Annotated in this window: 15 protein-coding genes; 8 read left to right on the plus strand and 7 right to left on the minus strand. The window is 66.7% G+C overall.

Annotated elements, in window-relative coordinates; genetic code table 11:
- The first annotated feature begins 96 nt into the window (after positions 1-96).
- Complete coding sequence (locus HG421_RS09970) at positions 97-1395, plus strand: diguanylate cyclase (RefSeq protein ID WP_169706256.1); 1299 nt, start codon at positions 97-99, stop codon at positions 1393-1395.
- 134 nt (positions 1396-1529) lie between these two features.
- On the opposite strand, the gene HG421_RS09975 is transcribed toward HG421_RS09970, so the two are convergent.
- The 5 genes from HG421_RS09975 to HG421_RS09995 all read right to left on the minus strand — a co-directional run bounded on the left by HG421_RS09975 (position 1530) and on the right by HG421_RS09995 (position 8169).
- Positions 1530-2837 (minus strand): MFS transporter, encoded by a 1308-nt coding sequence (locus HG421_RS09975; RefSeq protein WP_169706257.1) that lies wholly within the window; start codon positions 2835-2837, stop codon positions 1530-1532.
- 187 nt (positions 2838-3024) lie between these two features.
- Positions 3025-3303, minus strand: coding sequence for a hypothetical protein (locus HG421_RS09980; protein WP_169706258.1), 279 nt, complete (start codon positions 3301-3303; stop codon positions 3025-3027).
- Entirely contained in the window at positions 3293-5641 is a 2349-nt protein-coding gene (locus HG421_RS09985) for an FdhF/YdeP family oxidoreductase (RefSeq protein ID WP_169706259.1), read from the minus strand. The genes HG421_RS09980 and HG421_RS09985 overlap by 11 nt, the downstream gene beginning before the upstream one ends.
- Positions 5638-6483, minus strand: coding sequence for a formate dehydrogenase accessory sulfurtransferase FdhD (fdhD, locus tag HG421_RS09990; protein WP_169706260.1), 846 nt, complete (start codon positions 6481-6483; stop codon positions 5638-5640). Before fdhD ends, HG421_RS09985 begins: the two co-directional genes overlap by 4 nt.
- Before the next feature lie 6 nt (positions 6484-6489).
- On the minus strand, positions 6490-8169 hold the full coding sequence (locus HG421_RS09995) for an OFA family MFS transporter (RefSeq protein ID WP_169706261.1): 1680 nt from the start codon (positions 8167-8169) through the stop codon (positions 6490-6492).
- A gap of 390 nt (positions 8170-8559) precedes the next feature.
- Between HG421_RS09995 and HG421_RS10000 the strand changes: the two genes are divergently transcribed.
- From HG421_RS10000 to HG421_RS10030, 7 genes are all read left to right on the plus strand, one after another.
- Positions 8560-9912 (plus strand): aspartate aminotransferase family protein, encoded by a 1353-nt coding sequence (locus HG421_RS10000; RefSeq protein ID WP_169706262.1) that lies wholly within the window; start codon positions 8560-8562, stop codon positions 9910-9912.
- Between the two features lie 223 nt (positions 9913-10135).
- Positions 10136-11008 carry a plasmid replication/partition related protein gene (locus tag HG421_RS10005; RefSeq protein ID WP_169706263.1) on the plus strand — a complete coding sequence of 291 codons (873 nt, stop codon included), beginning with the start codon at positions 10136-10138 and terminating at the stop codon, positions 11006-11008.
- 187 nt (positions 11009-11195) lie between these two features.
- Entirely contained in the window at positions 11196-12500 is a 1305-nt protein-coding gene (locus HG421_RS10010) for a DUF445 domain-containing protein (RefSeq protein WP_169706264.1), read from the plus strand.
- 151 nt (positions 12501-12651) lie between these two features.
- A complete protein-coding gene (locus tag HG421_RS10015) occupies positions 12652-16746 on the plus strand; it encodes a CHASE domain-containing hybrid sensor histidine kinase/response regulator (RefSeq protein ID WP_169706265.1) in 4095 nt (1364 codons plus the stop codon).
- A gap of 35 nt (positions 16747-16781) precedes the next feature.
- Positions 16782-17774 carry an HD-GYP domain-containing protein gene (locus HG421_RS10020; protein ID WP_169706266.1) on the plus strand — a complete coding sequence of 331 codons (993 nt, stop codon included), beginning with the start codon at positions 16782-16784 and terminating at the stop codon, positions 17772-17774.
- Positions 17775-18234: 460 nt separating this feature from the next.
- Complete coding sequence (locus tag HG421_RS10025; protein WP_169706267.1) at positions 18235-19662, plus strand: DHA2 family efflux MFS transporter permease subunit; 1428 nt, start codon at positions 18235-18237, stop codon at positions 19660-19662.
- Positions 19646-19906: a hypothetical protein gene (locus HG421_RS10030; RefSeq protein ID WP_169706268.1), complete on the plus strand. Its 261-nt coding sequence runs from the start codon at positions 19646-19648 to the stop codon at positions 19904-19906. Before HG421_RS10025 ends, HG421_RS10030 begins: the two co-directional genes overlap by 17 nt.
- Positions 19907-20030: 124 nt before the next feature.
- Here HG421_RS10030 and HG421_RS10035 read toward each other — a convergent pair whose 3' ends face one another.
- Positions 20031-20855, minus strand: coding sequence for an IS3 family transposase (locus HG421_RS10035; protein ID WP_168968454.1), 825 nt, complete (start codon positions 20853-20855; stop codon positions 20031-20033).
- Positions 20855-21172, minus strand: coding sequence for a DUF1153 domain-containing protein (locus HG421_RS10040; RefSeq protein ID WP_169705294.1), 318 nt, complete (start codon positions 21170-21172; stop codon positions 20855-20857). Before HG421_RS10040 ends, HG421_RS10035 begins: the two co-directional genes overlap by 1 nt.
- Positions 21173-21177 lie beyond the last annotated feature (5 nt).

A 21177-nucleotide genomic window follows, 5' to 3' on the forward strand; every position in this document is an offset into this window, starting at 1 on the left:
CGCCGCCGGCACCGCGCACAGGCTGCGGCGAAGCGCTCAAGTTTCGGCGGGCAGAGCCGTTAGCTGATCTGACGGTTCGATCCATACGGCCAGCCGATGTCTCCAGGTACCCTACATCGCAACAGTGAAAGTGCAGTTCTGCCGCAACGTGTGTTGCTGGTGGAGAACTCACGCACGTTCACCAGCATGCTGCGCGAAGCCATCGAGCAACGCGTGGAACTGCCGGTCACGGTCGTCTCGACCCTGGCCGAAGCGGCGCGGGTGCTCGACGAAGAAGATGGCTGGTTCCTGGTCCTGACCGGGCTGGTGCTGGTGGACGGCGACCGCGACAAGGTGGTGGAGTTCTTCCTGTCGCGCAACCTGCCCACCGTGGTGGTCAGCGGCGTGTACGACGAGGACCTGCGCCAGCGCGTGCTGCAGCAGCAGATCATCGACTACGTGCTCAAGAACGCACCGGGCAGCATCGAATACCTGGCCTGGCTGGTGCAGCGCCTGGAGCGCAACCGCCGCATCGGCGCACTGGTGGTGGACGACTCGCTGTCTGCCCGCACCTACGCGGCGGCGTTGCTGTCGATGTACGGCTACCGCGTGGTGCTGGCTGCCGACGGCGCAGCCGGCCTGGAAGCCATCGAGCGCGATCCTGGCATCCGCCTGACCATCGTCGACCAGGAAATGCCCGGCATGGAAGGGGTGGAATTCACCCGCCGGCTGCGTGCGATCCGCTCGCGCGACAAGGTGGCGGTGATCGGCATCTCCGGCAACAGCGATTCGTCGCTGATCCCGCGCTTCCTGAAGAACGGTGCCAACGACTTCCTGCGCAAGCCCTTCTCGCGCGAGGAATTCTTCTGCCGTGTCTCGCAGAACGTGGACCAGCTGGAATTGATCGGCACACTGCAGGACCTGGCCACGCGCGACTTCCTCACCGGCTTGCCGAACCGGCGCTATTTCCTGGAACAGAGCCAGCGGGTGATCCCCAAGCTGCTGTCGCAGGAGCAGACGGTGACCGCGGCGATGCTGGATATCGACCACTTCAAGCACATCAACGACACCTGGGGCCACGAAGCCGGCGACCAGGCACTGCGTGCGGTGGCCGCCTCGGTGTCCGGGCATGCACGGCCGCAGGACCTGGTGGCGCGGTTCGGCGGCGAGGAATTCTGCCTGCTGGTCCCCGGGCTCGATGCAGCCAACGCCACCAGTTACTTCGAGACCCTGCGCGAACGCATCAGCGCATTGCGCGTGCGCATCGGCGATGAAACGCTGAGCATGACGGTCAGCATTGGCGTATGCATTGCAACCGAAGGCGACCAGTCGCTGCATCACCTGTTGAACGAAGCCGACAAATATCTGTATCTGGCCAAGGCCGGCGGCCGCAACCAGGTGCGCCTGGCGAGCTGAGCGTCGCACATCCGCACCAACAAGGCAGTTGGCCTGGACGCATGTCCAAGCGCATCTTCTCCAGCACCGCAGGAGCGCACCCGGGCGCGACCAGGCGTTGGCGATCGCCCACCATCGCAGGCCAACACCCGCGCTTACGGCAATCGCGTATTGAAGAGCATCGAGCGACGCGAACGCCGCGCCACCATCAGCGCGATCAGGCTCGACACGGCGGCTGCGCCAAGGTAGTACCCCACTGCTTGCACGCCATAGCGTTCTGCCAGCTGGGTGGCCACATACGGCGCCGGTGCCGCGCCCAGGATACTGGCCAGGTTGAACGACAAGGATGCGCCGGTGTAGCGCACCTCGGTGGGATATAGCTGCGCCAGCAGGGTGCCGCAGGGGCCGTAGGTCAGGCCCATGAAGAAAAATCCCAGCGACAGGAAGCCCAGCACCTGCAATGGATGATTGGCCTGGAACAACGGCGCGAATGCCAGCCCGAACGCGATGATGGCGATGCTGGCCAGCATCATCGCCAGCGGCGCCCCATGGCGGTCGCCGAACTTGGCCGACAACGGGATTCCCAGCGCGAAAAACACGATGCCGGCCACCTGCAGCAGCAGGAACTGCTCCTTGGCGTAGCCCAGGGTCTTGGTGCCATAGCCCAGCGCAAAGACGGTCATCAGGTAGAACAGCACGAAGGTGGCGAACGCGCCCAGGGTGCCGACGATCAACGCAGGCCAATGCTGCGAGATCACCGTGCCCAGCGGCAGCCGCACGCGCGTCTTGCGATCCAGGGTTTGTTGAAAGTCCGGCGTTTCGGTGATGCTCAGGCGCACCCACAGGCCGGTGAGCACCAGCAGCGCGCTGGCCAGGAACGGCACCCGCCACCCCCACGCCAGGAAGTCGGCATCGTCCAGCAACGCCCCCATGCCCAGGAACGTGCCGGTGGACAGCAGAAAGCCCAGCGGCGCGCCCAGCTGCGGAAACATGCCGTACCACACGCGCTTGCCGGGCGGTGCGTTCTCGGTGGCCAACAGCACCGCCCCGCCCCACTCACCGCCCAGGCCCAGGCCCTGGCCGAAGCGGCAGACCGCCAGCAGCGCCGGTGCCAGCACGCCGATCTGCGCATAACCGGGCAACAGGCCGATCGCCACCGTGGACAGGCCCATCGTCAGCAACGCCGCCACCAGTGTGGCCTTGCGGCCGATGCGGTCGCCGAAGTGGCCGAACACCGCCGAGCCCACCGGCCGCGCGATGAAGGCCACCGCAAACGTGGCCAGCGATTGCAGCATCGCCGCATTGCCGTCGCCGGCCGGGAAGAACAACGTGGGGAACACCAGCACGGCCGCGGTGGCGTAGATATAGAAATCGAAGAACTCGATAGTGGTGCCGATCAGACTGGCGAACAGCACGCGCGCAGGCGAATTGGAGGGCGTGACAAGCGGCGCGGCAGCAGTCATCGGCGATCGGCATCCGGAAACAAGACGACCGATTCTGGCAGATCGTGGCAGCGCTTTGCGCGGGCGGACCGGTTGATGGGTTTACGGCGTGTCCCGCAAACGGTGCCGGCACCGCGCGCGCGCCCAACGACGCTGCGGTGCCAACCAAATTCAAAACACCGCTAGCTCATCAAAGCGGGAAGCTCGCTCAACCACCCTGCGCCGCTTGCACCGTTGCACGCTGCACGTGTTCAGCCAGACCGGCCGCAGTGATCACCGCAAATTGGCGTTGGCCACGCTCTTCTACGCGGACCCAGTCCGGACCCGATTCGCCGTCCAGGTTTGCCGTGCCCAGCCAGGCCAGCGTGCGCAGCAGCACGCTCATGCGCACGCCCAGCTGCTTGCATAGCTTTGCCAGAGACACGCCCTCGGGCGCGTCGGCCAGAGCGTGCAACAGCTGGGCGGTGAGCTGCGGATCAGCGGACAAGCACGGCCCCGATGTCGCGCGGCGCCGCATCGGCGGTTTCGGCACGATGCGGCAGCACGATCACCGGAATCGACTTGGAGGTCGGCGTGCGTGCTTCGTCGGCGAAGCTGGACAGCGGCACCAACGCGTTGGTTTCCGGGTAATACGCCGCCAGGCAGCCACGCGGGATGTTGTAGTCCACCAGCAGGAAACGCCGCGCCTCGCGGCGCACGCCGTCCTCGCACAGGCTTTCCAGGTCCACCCAGTCGCCGGCCTTCATGTTCAGTGCCGCGATGTCGGCACCATTGATGAACAGCACGCGGCGCTCGCCGAACACACCCCGGTAGCGGTCGTCCAGCCCGTAGATGGTGGTGTTGTATTGGTCGTGCGAGCGCGTGGTGGCCAGCGTAAACACCATCTGATCGCCACGCGAACGCCGCGCACGATGGATCGGGTTGTCGGTGGGCACCGCATGCGATTTGAACACCGCACGCTGCTCGGGCGTGACCCAGTTGCGGTCGCGCGCGGTATTGGAGAGGCGGAAGCCGCCTGGCGTGCGCACGCGCTCATTGAAGTCGGCAAAATCCGGGAACACCTGCGCGATGAGGTCGCGGATGCGGTCGTAGTCGCCCACCAGCCAGCGCCAGCGGATCGCGCTGCGCGCCCCCAGGGTGGCTTCGGCCATGCGTGCCACGATCGCCGGCTCGGACAACAGGTCCGGCGAGGCCGGCGGATTGATGCCGGCCGACAGGTGCACCATGCTCATCGAATCTTCCACCGTCACGCCTTGCGAGCCGGCGTCCTGGATATCGATTTCGGTGCGCCCCAGGCACGGCAGGATCAACGCATCGCGCCCATGCACCAGGTGGCTGCGATTGAGCTTGGTGGTGACGTGAACGGTGAGTTCGCAATTGCGCAGCGCGCGGTGGGTGGCATCGGTATCCGGTGTGGCCGCAGCGAAGTTGCCGCCCATCGCGAAGAACACCTTGCCGCGGCCATCCAGCATCGCCTCGATCGCACCGACGGTGTCGAAGCCGTCGGTGCGCGGTGGCGCGAAGCCGAACACCGACTGCAGCTTGTCCAGGAACGCGGCCGGCGGCTTTTCGTAGATCATCATCGTGCGGTCGCCCTGCACGTTGCTATGCCCACGCACCGGGCAAACACCTGCGCCGGGGCGGCCCAGATGGCCACGCAGCAACAGCAGGTTGGTGATCATGTGGATGGTGGCGACCGAATGCTTGTGCTGGGTGATGCCCATGCCCCAGCAGGCGATCACGCGCTCGGCCTTCAGATAGATTTCGCCGGCCTTGCGCAGCGCCGCTTCGTCCAGGCCGGATTCTTCGACGATGGTGCTCCAGCGTTCCGCATGCACGTCGGCGGCGAAGGCGTCGAAGTTGGCGGTGTGCTCGGCGATGAACTCCAGATCCAGCAACCGCGCTGTGCCATCGCGCTGTGCCTGCGCATCGCGTTCGAGCACATGCTTGATGATGCCCTTGATCGCGGCCAGGTCGCCGCCGATCTTGAGCTGGAAGTAATCCGAAGCGATGCGCGTGGAGCCGTTGTGCAGCATCTCCAGCTTGTCCTGCGGGTCGGCGAACTTTTCCAGCCCGCGCTCGCGCAGCGGATTGAACGCCGCAATCGCCGCGCCGCGCTTGGACGCCTGGCGCAACTCGCCGAGCATGCGCGGATGATTGGTGCCGGGATTCTGGCCGAAGATGAAGATGGCATCGGCCAGTTCGAAATCGTGCAGCGACACCGTGCCCTTGCCCACGCCGATCTGCGACCGCAGCGCGGTGCCGGAGGGCTCGTGGCACATGTTGGAGCAGTCGGGGAAGTTGTTGGTGCCGAACTCGCGCACGAACAGCTGGTACAGGAACGCCGCCTCGTTGCTGGTGCGCCCGGAGGTGTAGAAGATCGCCTCGTCCGGGCTCGCCAGGCCGTTGAGATGGCTGGCGATCTGCGCAAACGCATCGTCCCAGCTCACCGGCACGTAGTGGTCGGTGGCCGCGTCGTAGCGCATCGGCTGGGTCAGGCGGCCCTGCCCTTCCAGCCAGTAGTCGCTGTACTGCGACAACAGGCTGACGCTGTGCGAGGCGAACAACTCGGCGCCGGCGCGGCGCGCGGTGGATTCGGCCGCCACGGCCTTGGCGCCGTTCTCGCAGAATTCGAAGGTGGAGGTGTGATCACGGTCGGGCCAGGCGCAGCCGGGGCAGTCGAAGCCGTCCGGCTGGTTGGCATGCAGCAGCGTCTTGGCGCCCTGCACCGCGATGTCCTGTTCCATCAGGTGCTTGGCCACCGAGCGCAATGCGCCCCAGCCGCCAGCGGGATTGTCGTACTGCTTGATGGTCTTCTTGCTCATGCGGGCTCTCCCACCGCCACGCCCAGCTTCAGGCGCTGCGGATGGCTGTAAACGACACAATCGTGATCGCGGGCAAACCCGATCAGGGTCAGGCCCGCACTGTCGGCCAGGCTGATCGCCAGCGCGGTGGGTGCGGAGATCGCTGCAAGCAGCGGTATCCGGGCCTGCGCGGCTTTCATGGCCATCTCGTAACTGGCGCGGCTGGTGACCACCGCAAACCCCTGCGATGCATCGATGCGCGCGTGCGCCAATGCACCGATCAACTTGTCCAAGGCGTTATGCCGGCCGACGTCTTCGCGCACCAGCTGCACTTCACCTTCGGCATCGGCCCACCCGGCCGCATGCACCGCGCCGGTCTGCGCGGCGATCGGCTGCTGCGCGTGCAGTCCAGCCAGCGCACGCGCCAATGCGTCCGTTTCGATCCGCAGTTCGGAATGCACCACCGGCGGCACGCGCAGCACCGCCTCGATCGACTCGTTACCGCATACTCCGCAACCGCTGCGTCCATCCAGGTTGCGCCGCCGCTGGTCCAACGCGGCGGCGCGCTCGGGCGGGATCTCGATCTGCAGCGAAGCGCCTTCCAGGAAGGTCTCCACCGCGACCACCCGCAGGTCCTGCGGACGGTCGACGATGCCCTCGCTCAGCGAGAACCCCAGTGCGAAGTCTTCCAGGTCTTCCGGCGTGGCCATCATCACCGCAAACGGCACCTGGTTGTAGATCAGCGCAACCGGCATTTCGGCCGCCACCTGGTCCTGCACCGTGGCACCGCGCCCGCCGCGATGGCGGAACACCGTGCGCACCACACTGCCGGGGCGCACCGAGCGGGAAGACGGAGTGGTCATCTCACCTCAATGGAACAGCACGAAGGCTTTTTGCAGCGTGACCCAGATGCCGAACAGCATCGGGATACCCACTGCCAGCCAGGCAAACGCCACCAGTGCGGGATTGCCGCCGTGACCGATGCGCGCCATCTGCTCCGGCGGCAGCACCGCGTGCCCGCTGCGGTCGACCTTTTCGTGCGCCAGCTGCTTTTCGCGCGCCAGTTCGTCGGGCGTCATGAAATGACGCGCGGCCACCGGGCGCACCAGCAGATTGCAGATCAGGCCGAGCACGAGCATGCCGGCGAGGATGTACATGGTGGTGTTGTAGACCTGTGACGGCGGGCTGCCGTGCGCCAGCTGGTACTCGCGCATGTACCCCACGACCACCGGGCCGAGGATGCCGGCGGTGGCCCAGGCGGTCAGCAGACGGCCGTGGATGGCGCCCACCATCTGGGTCCCGAACAGGTCGGCCAGATACGCCGGAATGGTGGCGAAGCCGCCGCCGTACATCGACAGGATGATGCAGAAGATGCCCACGAACAGCGCGATACCGCCCACGCCACCGGCCGACGGCGCCGCCGCATACAGGCAGATACCCAGCACGAAGAACAGCGTGTAGGTGTTCTTGCGGCCGAGCTTGTCGGACATGCTGGCCCAGAAGAAGCGGCCACCGATGTTGAACAGGCTGAGCAGGCCGGTGAAGCCGGCCGCGATGGCCGCGATGCTGGCCAACTGGGTCGGGTCCAGGCTGCCGAAGCCGATGTCCACGCCGATCAGGCGGCCGCCGAACACTTCCTGCAGCATCGGCGAAGACATGCCGATCACGCCGATACCGGCCGAGACGTTCAGGCACAGCACGCCCCACAGCAACCAGAACTGCGGGATGCCCCAGACCTTTTTCACGTGCACGTGGTTGGCGGTGATCATCGCGTTGGTGTTGGCCACCGGGGCGGTCCAGCCGGCCGGCGTCCAGCCGCTCGGCGGCACGCGGTAGCCGAACGCGCCGGCCATCATGAAGACGAAGTACAGCGCCGCCATCACCAGGAAGGTTTCCATCACGCCCACCGAGGTAGGGGTGGCGAAGTGGCGCATCAGCGCATCGGCCAGCGGGCTGCCGATCATCGCGCCGCCACCGAAGCCCATGATGGCCATGCCGGTCGCCATGCCGCGGCGGTCGGGGAACCATTTGATCAGGGTCGACACCGGCGAGATGTAACCCAGGCCCAGACCGATACCGCCGATCACGCCCGAGCCCAGCCACAGCATCCAGATCTGGTGGAAGTGGATACCGGCTGCCGAGATCACCAGGCCGCCGCACCAGCACAGCGCCGAAACCACGCCGGCCTTGCGCGGGCCGGCACGTTCCAGCCAGCCGCCCCAGATCGCCGCCGAGCACCCCAGCAGCACGAAGAACAGCGTGTACATCCACTGCAGTTCGCTGATCTTCCAGTCGCAGGTGGTGGCCACCATGCGCGCGAACAGGCTCATGTCGGCCGGACACGCGATCGACTCGGTGATTCCCAGCGCCTTGGACAGCGGCAACCAGAACACACTGAAGCCGTAGGCCATGCCGATACACAGATGGATCGCCAGCGCTGCCGGCGGCACCAGCCAACGATTGAATCCCGGACGCGCAACGATGCGCTCCTTGGACAGCAGACCGGCGTCAGCGCCGCTGGCTGTCGCCACGGTGGACCCTTGCGTCATTCCCATTTCCCCAAATAAAAGTGCGATGAACTGCGATGAATACGATTGACGGCTGCGATGGAGTGGCGCAATGCGATCGGGCCGGCGACAACAATCAGCCCCGACAGGCGTCGGTCTGGCGCATCATCGGCGATCCTGGCGTCATTGCAATGCTCGGCATCGCCTCGCAGCGTTCCATCGCACGGCCACACCCACGCCACGCAGGCCTTCCTCGTCGTTAGCGGCCGGCCGTGCGACTAATTGACTAGTTCTTATGGAGTAGATGACACGGCTGCCAGCCGTGACTGGCGCGCTGCGATGAGCGGCCGGGCATCGGCGGGGTGACGGCCAGGGTGACGGCCAGGGCGCAGGCTGCCGTAGAGTCGGGCCATCCCCGCCACGGAGCCTGCGATGCACGACCACCCTTCGCACGAGAGCGCCCATGCGTTGCGGGCGCCGCCGCAGCTGGACGCGTTCTGGATGCCGTTCACTGCCAACCGCCAGTTCAAGGCGCGCCCTCGCCTGCTGGCCTCCGCGGCCGGCATGTATTACCGGGATGTCGACGGCCGCCAGATCCTGGACGGCACCGCCGGACTGTGGTGCTGCAATGCCGGGCATGGCCGCGAGCGCATCGTGGCGGCGATCCGCGACCAGGCCGGCACGCTGGATTTCGCGCCCACCTTCCAGATGGGCTCACCGCTGCCGTTCGTGCTGGCGCAGCGGCTGGCGGCGATCGCCCCGCCGGGGCTGGAGCATGTGTTCTTCACCAACTCCGGGTCGGAGGCGGTGGATAGCGCGATGAAGATCGTGCTGGCCTATCACCGGCTGCGTGGCCAGGGCCAGCGCACCCGCTTCATCGGCCGCGAGAAGGCCTATCACGGTGTCGGGTTCGGCGGCATGTCGATCGGCGGGCTGCCCAACAACCGCAAGTGGTTCGGCCCGCTGCTGGCCGGCACCGACCATCTGCGCCACACCCTGGACCTGCAGCGCAACGCCTATTCGCGCGGGCTGCCGGCGCATGGCGCGGAGCTGGCCGACGACCTGGAGCGGCTGATCACCCTGCACGACGCCTCCACCATTGCCGCGGTGTTCGTCGAGCCGGTGTCCGGCTCGGCCGGGGTGATCCTGCCGCCGCAAGGCTACCTGCAACGGCTGCGCGACATCTGCGACCGCCACGGCATCGTGCTGGTGTTCGACGAGGTGATCACCGGCTTCGGTCGGGTCGGCGAGGCATTTGCGGCGCAGCGCTTCGGCGTCACCCCGGACATCATCACCGCCGCCAAGGGGCTGACCAGCGGCACCGTGCCGATGGGCGCGGTGCTGGTGAGCACCGCCATCCACGATGCCTTCATGCACGGGCCGGAGGCGGCGATCGACCTGTTCCACGGCTATACCTACTCCGGGCATCCGCTGGCCTGCGCGGCGGCATTGGCCACCCTGGACACCTATGCCGAAGAAGGCCTGTTCCAGCGCGCGATCACGCTCGGCCCGCACTGGGAACAGGCGCTGCACGGCCTGCGCGGGCTGCCGCATGTGATCGACATCCGCAACATCGGCCTGATCGGCGCGATCGAGCTGGCGCCACGCAACGGTGCGCCGGGGGCACGTGGCTATGCCGCGTTCGAGCGCTGCTTCCACGAAGGCGGCCTGCTGGTGCGGGTCACCGGCGATGTCATCGCGCTGTCGCCGCCGCTGATCGTGACCGAGGAGCAGATCGGGCAGATGGTCCAGACCCTGGCCGGGATCCTGCGCACGCTGGAGTGATGCCCACAGGCCGGCCAGCAGCCCAGCGTGTGTGCGAACGCCATCTGCCTGCTGGTCCGCTCGCCTGGGCGGTGCGTGTGGCCTTGCCTGGCAGGCCTTGGCCATCCACTGGCCGGGCGCGCACCGGGCGTACGCGTGTCATGCGCGCAGGCGCCGCGTCAAGCGCGCAAAGCCGGAGCAGGCTCACTACAATGCCGGCCCCGTCTTCCCCCGCCGTTGCCGCATGAACATCGTTGTCAAAGAAGAACTCAAGGCCTATATCGACCCGCTGACGCCCGACGAGCACGAGGCGCTGGAGCGCAGCCTGCTGGCCGAAGGCTGCCGCGACGCGCTGGTGCTGTGGGGGGAGGTGCTGGTGGACGGCCACAACCGCTATGGCATCTGCCAGAAGCACGGGCTGCCGTTCCAGACCGTGCAGAACCCGCGTTTTACCTCGATGCAGGACGTGCACCTGTGGATGATCGAGCAGCACCTGGGCCGGCGCAGCGTCTCCGACTTCCAACGCGGCGTGCTGGCACTGCGCAAGCGCGAGATCCTGGCCGCACGCCAGCGGACACAGCGCGAGGCCGACGCCGCCGCCGAGGCGCCGGTGCTGGCCGATACGCAGGCACAAACCGACGGTGACGACAGCACAGTACGCGACACCCCTGCCGCGCAGGCTGGCGAGGACACCGACAGCCCACCGTGGGAAGACACCTCCACCCCGGTCAGCCGCGCCGAGCTGGCACGCGAGGCACGCCTGAGCAGCAACCAGGTGGTCATGATCGAACGCATCCACAAGCAGGCCGCCCCGGAAGTGGTGCAGGCGGTGAAAGCAGGCGAGATCTCGATCAGCGCCGCCGCTGCGGTGGCCACCCTGTCCGAAGACGAACAGCGCGCCGCCGCGCAGGCCGGCAAGGCCGAGCTCAAGCAGGCCGCCAAGCGCGTGCGCGATGCCAAGCGCAAGCCCAAGTCCGACGAGGCTGACGGTGGCGAGGCCGAACGCCGCGACCTCAAGGCCTTGCAGCGCCGCGTCACCGAACTGGAGAACGAGAACGCCGCCCTGCAGTCCAAGGTGGCCGCGCTGCAGGCGCAGCTGGAGCGTCTGCGCGGCTGAGCGCGCGACGGCCGATCCGGCGAGTCTGCCCGTGGTCGCAGCGCGCCCGGGCGCCACGAAGCATGACCGGTAACACCCTCCCGCCCGGGCGCGCGCCTAGACGAGGAATGATTGCGTCGGGACAGGTAGATCGGCACGGTGCCTGCCGTGGACATGCCATCGGCACGCGACTGGGTACACTCGCAGGATGGACCCACGCGTTAGCAGTTCCCGCCCCGTCGATCCCCGCCGCGCCCAGTTGCAGCGCATGAAATTGCTGGCCGTGGCCTTGCTGCTGGCCATGTTCGCCGGCTTCGTGGTCAGCCACCTGATGGGCGAGCACGGCATCTGGGCCTGGGTCTCGGCCTTCTGCGAAGCGGCCACGGTCGGTGCATTGGCCGACTGGTTCGCGGTGGTGGCCTTGTTCCGCCATCCGATGGGTCTGCCGATCCCGCACACGGCCATCCTGCCGCGCGGCAAGGAGCGGCTGGCCGACGGTCTGGCGGTGTTCGTGCGCGACCAGTTCCTGGCGCCGGATGCGTTGATGGACAAGCTGCGCGTCTTCGACCCGGCCAGCCGGCTCGGCGAATGGCTGGCCAAGCCCGAGCAGTCGCACATGCTGGCGCAGATGGCGCGCGGCTGGATGTTGCAGGCACTGGAGCTGCTGGACGAGGCCGCGGTGCGGCGTGCAATCCAGCGCTTCGTGGTGGACCGCCTGCGCACGTGGAATGCGGCCGCCACCGTGGGCGATGTCATGGCCTTGCTCACCACCGATGGGCGCCACCAGAAACTGCTGGACGAAGTGCTGCTGCGGCTGGGCGAGTGGCTGGACCAGGAACAGGTCAAGACCCGCGCCTCGGCGCTGATCGTGCGCTACGCCCGGCGCGAATGGCCCAAGCTGGTCGGCACGGTAAACTGGGTCAAGCCGATCGAAGAGATCGGCGACTCGCTGGCCGACCGCATGGCGCGTGCGGCGATCGAAGAATTGCAGGACATCCTCACCACCCCCGAGCATCCAATCAGGCGCGACTATGAAACCTGGTTGCAGGGTTACATCGCGCGGCTGCGCGATGAGCCGGACATGGCCGAACGCGTGGAAGCGCTTAAGCAGCGCGTGATCGACCACCCGGCATTGCAGGACTACGTGCAGGGCCTGTGGGGCGAAATCCGCACGGCACTACGCAACGACCTGGCAGGCGAAGACTCGTCGATGGCCGCGCACCTGGAGCGCTCCATGCAATCGCTCGGCAAGGCGCTGTCGCAGGACCCGTCATTGCGCGAGGCACTCAACCAGCACATGCTGCAGGCGGCGGACAAACTCACCGCGCGTCTGCGTGCATCGGTTACCGACCATATTGCCTCGACGATGAAAAGTTGGGACGAACGTCACCTCGTCGAACAATTGGAATTGGGTGTGGGACGCGATCTGCAATACATTCGCTTCAACGGCACCCTGGTTGGCGGGCTGATCGGTCTTGCCCTTCACGCATTATCGATCTGGCTATCGTTCTGATGTACTGACACGACGTTGATCGCCCACCACGAACGCATGCAGACACTGGGGAAACTGCACGCAGCCGGATGATCGTCAGGCGGTACCACGCGGTCGACCTCACTGTCGGCCAGGACACTGGGCACGCAACAGGCAAGGCGAAGGAACGAGCATGCCGAACGGCCGTTGGAATCTGCGCAGGAAATATGGGCGCCGTGCCTTTATCTGTGCAGCATTGATTCTTGTCGCCGGAGTGATCGCCGCCATCGTGTCGGGAGTCTGGCTGCAACGGCATAACGAACTGGAGCGCGACCAGCGATTCCAATACGTGGTGCGCACCCTGGCGCGCAATATCAGCGAGCGCATGTATACCTTCGAACACGGCCTGCGCGGCGCACGCGGCGCGGTGATCGGTGCCGGCAGCGAGGTCATCAGTCGGGAACGTTTCACCTTGTACAGCCGCTCGCGGGATTATTCGCGCGAGTTTCCCGGCGTGCTGGGCTACGGCTATATCCATCGCGTGGCGCCTGCCGACGAAGCGCGGTTCCTGGAAGCCGCACGTGCCGACGGTGCGCCGGACATCCATCGCCGCCCGCTGGCACCGTGGGATGGCGAGCGCTACATCGTGCTGTATTTCGAACCGGAGTCGTCCGGCAACCGGCCAATCGGCCTGGACATCGCCTCCGAACCGCGCCGACGTGCGGCGGCCCTGCAAGCCGCACGCAGCGGCGAACCCATCATGACCTCACCGGTCTCGCTGTCGGGCTACCGCGTGCCCAGCGAAAGCGGCTTTCTGGTGCTGCTGCCGGTCTATCGCGAAGGCATGCCGTTGCAGACCCCGCAACAACGCATGGCGGCGACCAATGGCTGGGTGTATGCGCCCTTCAGCGTCGAGCAGATGGTGCGCAGCGCACTGGGCGAGCGCGACGACGTGGCGCTGGACCTGTCCGATCGCAACGAGCCCACCCACAACTTCTACCGCAGCGGCACGCCCGCCAGCGACAGCGCGCGGCGGCGACCGGTGGTGCAGCTGCTGCCCATCTACGGCCGCACCTGGATCATCACTGCCCATCCCACCGCCAGCTTCGTCGCATCGCTCAACCAGACCCCGCCATGGCTGGTCGGTGGTTTGGTACTGGCGACCTCGGCGCTGCTGGCTGCATTGCTGGGGCTGTACTTCAGCAACGGCTTGCGCCGCGAGGAAGTGCTGCGCAAGCAGATGGAACTGGCAGCCCTGGTCAGCCATTCCAGCGAAGCCATCGTGGCCGAAACGCCGGATGGCCGCATCACCCACTGGAATCCGGCCGCCGAGGCGATGTTCGGCTATGCCGCGGACGAGGCGATCGGCCAGGACCTGAGCATGCTGCTGTCGCCGCAACCGTATGCGATACCGGAGATCGACCAGCCCGAGCAGGCGCATCCGGTCAACGCGTCTGCGGCGCTGAGCGTGCGCCACCGCGACGGGCATCAGGTGCACGTGCTGGCCAGCAAGGCGCCGATCATCGATGCGGACGAAACGCTCAGCGGCCACTCGCACTTCTTCCGCGACATCTCCGAGCGGGTGCGCTCGCACCAGCGCATCGTCGATCTCAACGCCTCGCTCGAACACCAGGTGGCCGAACGCACCAGCGAGCTGGTGAAGTTCTCGGTGCTGCAACGCGCGATCCTGGCGCATGCCGGCTACGCCATCATCGCCACCGATTCCAGCGGCTTCGTCACGCTGTTCAACCCCGCTGCAGAAAAAATGCTGGGCTACGCCGCCGCCGAGGTGATCGGCCGGCGCAAGGCCAGCCAGTTCGTCGAGCCGGAACAACTGCACGAACGCGCGCACCTGCTGTCCGAACAGACCGGCACGCCGGTGGCGCCGACACTGGAAGCGGTGGCCGCACTGACCAGCCTGGGCCGTAGCGATACCAGCGAGTGGACCTATGTCAGCCACGATGGTCGCCGCCTGCCGGTGCTGCTGACGCTGAGCACCCTGCGCGACGACAACGATCAGGTGATCGGCTATCTCGGCGTGGCCGTGGATCTCACCGAGCAGAAGCTGCACGAGAAGCAGCTGCGGCTGGCGATGGATGCGGCCAAGAGCGCCAACCAGTCCAAGTCCGATTTCCTGGCCAATATGAGCCATGAAATCCGCACCCCGATGAATGCCATCCTCGGCATGCTGTACCTGCTTCAACGCAGCGAGCTTCCCGGCGCCGCCCAGGACATGGTCACCAAGATCGACCGCTCGGCGCGCAGCCTGCTGGAGATCATCAACGACATCCTTGACTTCTCCAAGATCGAGGCCGGGCGCATCGACCTGGAGCGTGCGCCATTCGACCTCAACCAGCTGTTCGACAACATCGCCGACCTGATGCGCTCCTCGCTCAGCGCCAAACCGGTGGAGATGATCGTCGAGCCGTTGCCGCGCGACAGCCGCTGGCTGCTGGGCGATGCGCTGCGCATCAACCAGGTACTGGTCAACCTGGTCGGCAACGCGATCAAGTTCACCGAACAGGGCGAAGTGGTGCTGTCGGTGCGGCGCTTCCCCAGCGGCGACCCGAACAAGGTCAAGCTGCTGTTCTCGGTGCGCGACACCGGCATCGGCATTTCCAAGGAAAAGCAGAGCCTGATCTTTTCCCCGTTCCTGCAGGCCGATACCTCCACCAGCCGCCGCTACGGCGGCAGCGGCCTGGGCCTGACCATCAGCCGGCGGCTGATCGAACTGATGGGCGGCGAGCTGGAAGTGGAGAGCGTGCCCGGCCGTGGCAGCGAGTTCTATTTCGTGGTGACGCTGGAAAAAACCGACCCGCCGGCCGCGCAGAGCGATGCGCCGCTGCCGCCGCCGGAGACGATGCCGCGCGTGCTGATCGCCGACGACCACGATGCCGCACTCAACAACCTGGTGCGCATCGCCACCGAGCTTGGCTGGCGGGTGGATGCGGTGGCCAGCGGCCAGGCCGCACTGGCCGCGATCGAACAGGCCGCCGAGCCCTACGACATCTTCCTGCTCGACTGGCGCATGCCCGACATCGACGGCGTGGCCATTGCGCGCCAGATCCGCGCGCGCGCCGTCCCCGGCCCGCATCCGGTGATCGTGATGGTCACCGCCTACGAACGCCGCCTGCTGGAGCAGCATCCCGAACAGCAGGACCTGGATGCGGTGATGACCAAGCCGGTGACCAGCGTGGCACTGCATCGCCTGGTGGAACAGCTGGCCGACGCGCGCCCCGGCGCACGCCCCGCTGCGCCCACCTTCGTGGCGCGGCGACTGGAAGGCGCGAACCTGCTGCTGGTGGACGACAGCGAAATCAATTGCGAGGTGGCGCAGCGCATTCTCGAAGGCGAAGGCGCCATGGTGACCGTCGCCCACGATGGCGAGCAGGCGGTCAACGTGCTCAAGCGTGCGCCGGAGCTGTTCCAGCTGGTGCTGATGGACGTGCAGATGCCGGTGGTGGACGGTTACGAAGCCACCCGCCGGCTGCGCCAGATCCCGGCCCTGGCCAGCCTGCCAGTGATTGCCCTCACTGCCGGCGCCTTCCGCCCGCAACAGGAAAAAGCCCTGGAAGCCGGCATGAACGGTTTTATCGCCAAGCCGTTCAACGTGGAGGAGCTGGTCACCGCGATCCGGCATTTCATGCACCCGGGGATGCGCCGCATCCCGTCGCTGCCGCACGAGACCGACAGCAGCGACGGCCCGGAATGGCAGCACAGCGACCCGGAACTGCTGGACGCGGCGCGCGCGCGCAGCCTGTGGCGCGAGCGCGAGCCGTATGCACGCTATCTGCGCAAGCTGCTGCGCGAAAACCCCGACCCTGCCGGCGTGGCGGCCGAGCATCTGCGCAATAACGAGCTGTCGGCGATCGGCGCCATGGCGCACAAGCTGCGTGGCGCGGCCGGATCGCTGGCGCTACCGGCCCTGACCGGCGCCGCGGGCGATCTGGAGACACGGATCGAGGACGGCCATGACATCACCGCCGCGCTGACCGCGCTGCAGGACATCATGCAGCGCACGGCTGCTGCGATTGGCGCCTTTCTGCAGCACGACGATGCTGCGGCCGGCAGCGACGACGACGAGACCGCGCTCGACGCGGACAGCGTGCAGATCCTGGAAGCGGCCTTCGCCAGCGCCGATGCCGACAAGATCGACCATGCCCTGTTGATCTGCGCCCCTCGCCTGGCGCGCACGCTGCAGGAAGAACTGCAACGGGCGGTGGAGGATTTCGATTTCCGCCGCGCCGAAGCCACCCTGCGCGACTGGCAGGCCACCCACCCACGTTGAAGGCGATCGCCCGCGCCTGCTGCAAGGACCTCCGCATGCCGTCCCGCCCCCTGCTCTGTGTCGACGACGAGTCCAGCAACCTGGCGACGCTGCGCCAGTTGTTGCGCGACGACTTTCCGCTGGTATTCGCCAAATCCGGTGGCGAAGCGCTGGAGGCGGTGAGCCGGCATTGCCCGGCGTTGATCCTGCTGGACGTGGAATTGCCGGACATGGACGGCTATGCGGTGGCACGCACGCTCAAGCAACAGCCCTCCAGCAGCGCCATCCCCATCCTGTTCGTCACCTCGCGCAACAGCGCGCACGACGAACGCGCCGGGCTGGAGGCGGGCGCCGCCGATTACGTCAGCAAGCCCTACTCGCCCGCGCTGCTCAAGGCCCGCATCGGCACGCAGCTCAAACTGGCCGAAAGCGCGCGCCTGGCCCAGCAATACCGCGATGCCATCCATCTGCTGGGCACCGCCGGCCAGGGCCAGGACGTGGACACCGGCGCGCACATCTGGCGCATGGCCGCGTACGCCCGCGTGCTGGCCGAAGCGGCAGGCTGGTCGCCGCAGCAGGCGCAGCTGTTGCAGGACGCCGCGCCCTTGCACGACGCCGGCAAGATCGCGGTGCCCGGCAGCATCCTGCACAAGCCCGATGCGCTGGACGAGCACGAGCGCTCGGTGGTGCGGCAACACCCGCAGGCCGGCCACGACCTGCTGCGCCACGGCCGCGGGCCGGTATTCCAGCTGGCGGCCGACATCGCCCTGCATCATCACGAATGCTGGGATGGCAGCGGCTACCCCAACGGCCTGGCCGGCGACGCCATTCCCGAGGCCGCACGCCTGGTGGCGGTGGCGGATGTGTTCGACGCGCTGTGCGGGCGGCGCGCCTACAAGGCGCCGTGGACGGTGGAAGACGCCATGCGCAAGCTGGAAAGCATGTCCGGCAAGCAGCTGGAACCACGCCTGGTGCAGCATTTCCGCGAAGCGCTGCCGCAGATCCTGCAGATCAAGGACGCCTGGGACAGCCCGACGCCACAGCGCTGATTTGGGTCGCGAAGGCAACCGCCCATTCGCGATGTCGGGTTGGCTGTCTTCCGCCGCACCCTCACCCCAATCCCTCTCCCGCAGGGAGAAGGGCTTTGCATCCTTCTCCCGTCGGGACATTGTCCTCCTTTATGGAGGAGAAGGTGGCGCGTAGCGCCGGATGAGGGTACGGGCAGCTCGGGGACGACCAGCCGACGATGCATCACTTCGCGCGTCCCATATCGCCATCGCGCACTCACGTCGCCACCAGCCGCCTCAGCCGCCAACCTTTGCATCACCCCAACACCGCCACCAGACCACCGCCTCTGCATCGACAAGCACGCACTGTTATCCACGTGCGCTTGAACCCCGCCCCACACCAGCGGACAATGCCCATGTTGCGCCGCACAACACCGTGCGACGCGGGCCGATCCGGCTGCCGCTGCGGCGCCGTCCACGTGGCCCGGCAACCGAGAGTCCGATGTCCTCCAGTGTGTCCGAGGCCGGCGCCATGCCGCCGTCCTACCCCGACTACCGCATCATTTCGCTGATCCTGGCCTGCGCCATCTTCATGGAGCAGATGGACGCCACCGTGCTGGCGACCGCGCTGCCGACCCTGGCGCGCGACTTCGGCGTCGCCGCACCGGCCATGAGCATTGCCATGACCAGCTACCTGCTGGCATTGGCGGTGCTGATCCCGGCCAGCGGCGCCATCGCCGACCGCTTCGGCCTTCGCCGGGTGTTCGGCGCCTCGATCTGGGTGTTCGTCGGCGGCTCGATCCTGTGTTCGCTGGCCGACAGCCTGCCCACCATGGTGGCCGCCCGCGTATTACAAGGCGCCGGCGGCGCGATGATGGCGCCGCTGGGCCGGCTGATCCTGCTGCGCACGGTGGAGCGCCGCCACCTGGTGTCGGCGATGGCGTGGACGCTGGTGCCGGCCTTCATTGGCCCGATGCTGGGCCCGCCGCTGGGCGGGTTTTTCGTCTCGTACCTGGATTGGCGCTGGATCTTCTACATCAACGTGCCGATCGGCATCGCCGGTTTCCTGCTGATGCGCCGCTTCATCCCGGAGATTCCCAGCGAATCGATGCCGGCGCGGTTCGACCTGCGCGGCTTCGTGCTGTGCGGCACCGCGCTGGGCTGCCTGCTGTTCGGCCTGGAGATGGTCAGCCAGCACGACGGTCTTGGCGTGGCCAGCTGGCTGCTGGCGATCGGCGCCAGCTCGGCCATCGGCTATCTGTGGCATGCACGCCACCACCCCGCCCCGCTGCTGGACCTGACCCTACTGCGGATCGACTCGTTCCGGTTGTCGGTCATCGGCGGCGCGTTGATGCGTATCACCCAGGGCGCGCACCCGTTCCTGTTGCCGCTGCTGTTCCAGATCGGCTTCGGCTTCAGCGCCGCGCACAGCGGCCGGCTGATCCTGGCCACCGCGCTGGGCGCGCTGCTGATGCGCAGCATCACCCCGCAACTGCTGCGCCGCTTCGGCTACCGCAACAGCCTGATCGGCAACGGCGTGCTGGCCAGCCTGGGCTACATGGTCTGCGCGCTGTTCCGCCCCGACTGGCCACCGGCGCTGATGTTCGGCCTGCTGCTGTGCTGCGGCGCGTTCATGTCGTTCCAGTTCGCCGCCTACAACACCATCGCCTACGAAAACGTACCCACCGCGCGCATGAGCCGCGCCAGCAGCCTGTACACCACGCTGCAGCAGTTGATGCTGTCGGTCGGCGTCTGTGCTGGAGCGATGATCCTCAACCTGGCGATGCTGGCCGGCGGTCACCCCCAGCCCCGGCAAGGCGACTTCTCGCTGGCGTTCTGCGTGGTCAGCCTGATCTCGCTCAGCGCCACCTGGTGGCACGTGCGCTTCGACAAGCATGCCGGCCAGGAAATGAGTGGGCATCGGGCGTAACGGCTCGGTTCTGATCGCCGAGATCATCAGCGTCATCGACGGGATCGCCTTTCAGACCAATATCCCTGGCGTCGAACGCTGCCGTGAAAGAGAGGAGATCGAGCCCGTGTATAACCTCGCACGACGTGTCGATCTCCCCATTATTCTATCGCGCATGCTCGCAGCGTCATCGACGCACAGCGACCACGCGATACTGACCTTTATCGCCATAACGCGGCCCTTTCTTGTCGATCTCGGCGCATAGCCTGTCCTTGCCACAGGCAACAAGATTGGCACGAGCAACACGATCTAAAAAGGTGATTTCCGCCCTGAGTTGGGCGGCTTCCGCGACAGCCGCTTTTGTAATGACCCACCGGTTTCTGCACAGGTCAGGTGGTTAATGTAGCGGCATAGGCTTGGTCAGGCGTCATCATGTTCAGTGCCTGATGCGGGCGCTGCCGGTTGTAGAACCCAATCCAGTCGCTGATGACGCGCAAGGCGTGGGCCAGGCTCTCGAACCGGTGCCGATGGACGCACTGTTCCTTGAGCGTGCGTATGACGCGCTCGACCATCCCGTTCTGCTGGGGACAGTGTGGCGTGATGAACTCCTGCTTCATGCCGTAGCCAGCGACCAGGCGGGTGTAGTCGCGGCTGGTGAAGACCAGGCCATTGTCCGAGCGCAGCAGGAACGGCTCCTTGACCTTGCCCAGCGTGCCGAAGCGGGTGATCAGTGCTTGCTCCAAGGCCGCCACGGCGGTGCTGGCCCTGCCCGTGCGCGAGAGCTGCCAGCCCAGCAATTGCCGGGTATGGCAATCGATCACCAGGGCCAGGCTCAGCCAGCCGTCCTTACCGCCCCAGATCCGACACAGGTCGGTGGCCCAGCGTTGGTTCGGTGCGCTGGCCACCGAGGGCAAGGCCTCGATCCGCGGTCGCTTGCCCACGGCCCGCTTGCGCACCTGCCAGCCCTTGATCTGAAAGATCCGCTGCACCGTGTTCTTGTTCATCCGCAGTAGCCCAGCCACCGTCCGATACCCGAACGACGGCTCGGCCTCGATCATGGCCTTGATCGGTTCGGCCAGCTCTGGCTTCACCTTCGGCGCTGCCTTGCGCGGCGTGTAGTACACGCTGCGCCGTGGTACACCGAACCAGCGGCACAGCTTGACCATCGAGACGTCGAACCCGTCCTCCTTCAGGCCCTGCTGGATCGAGGCCATCAGCTCTCGTCCTTGCCCAGCAGGGCTGCCAATTTTTTTCGGGCACGCAGTTCCAGCATGGCTTCGCCGTAGGCTTCCTGCAGCTCCTTGAGCTGGCGTTCGTACTGCTCGCGCACGTCTTCGGGCTTGGCCCGCAGCGCGTTCTCCAGGCCGCGCTTACCTTCCTCGACCCAGCCTTCGATCTCATTGGGCGTCAGGTCGAACTGCCGGCTGGCCAAGGCCACCGTCGTCTTCCCCTGGATGATCTCCAGCACCAGCGCCGACTTGCGCCGGGCCGTCCAGCGCTTGATCTGTTCTTCGTCCATTACTGCACTCATCGATG

It is taken from the genome of Xanthomonas campestris pv. badrii (genome assembly GCF_012848175.1).
GTDB lineage: Bacteria > Pseudomonadota > Gammaproteobacteria > Xanthomonadales > Xanthomonadaceae > Xanthomonas > Xanthomonas campestris_C.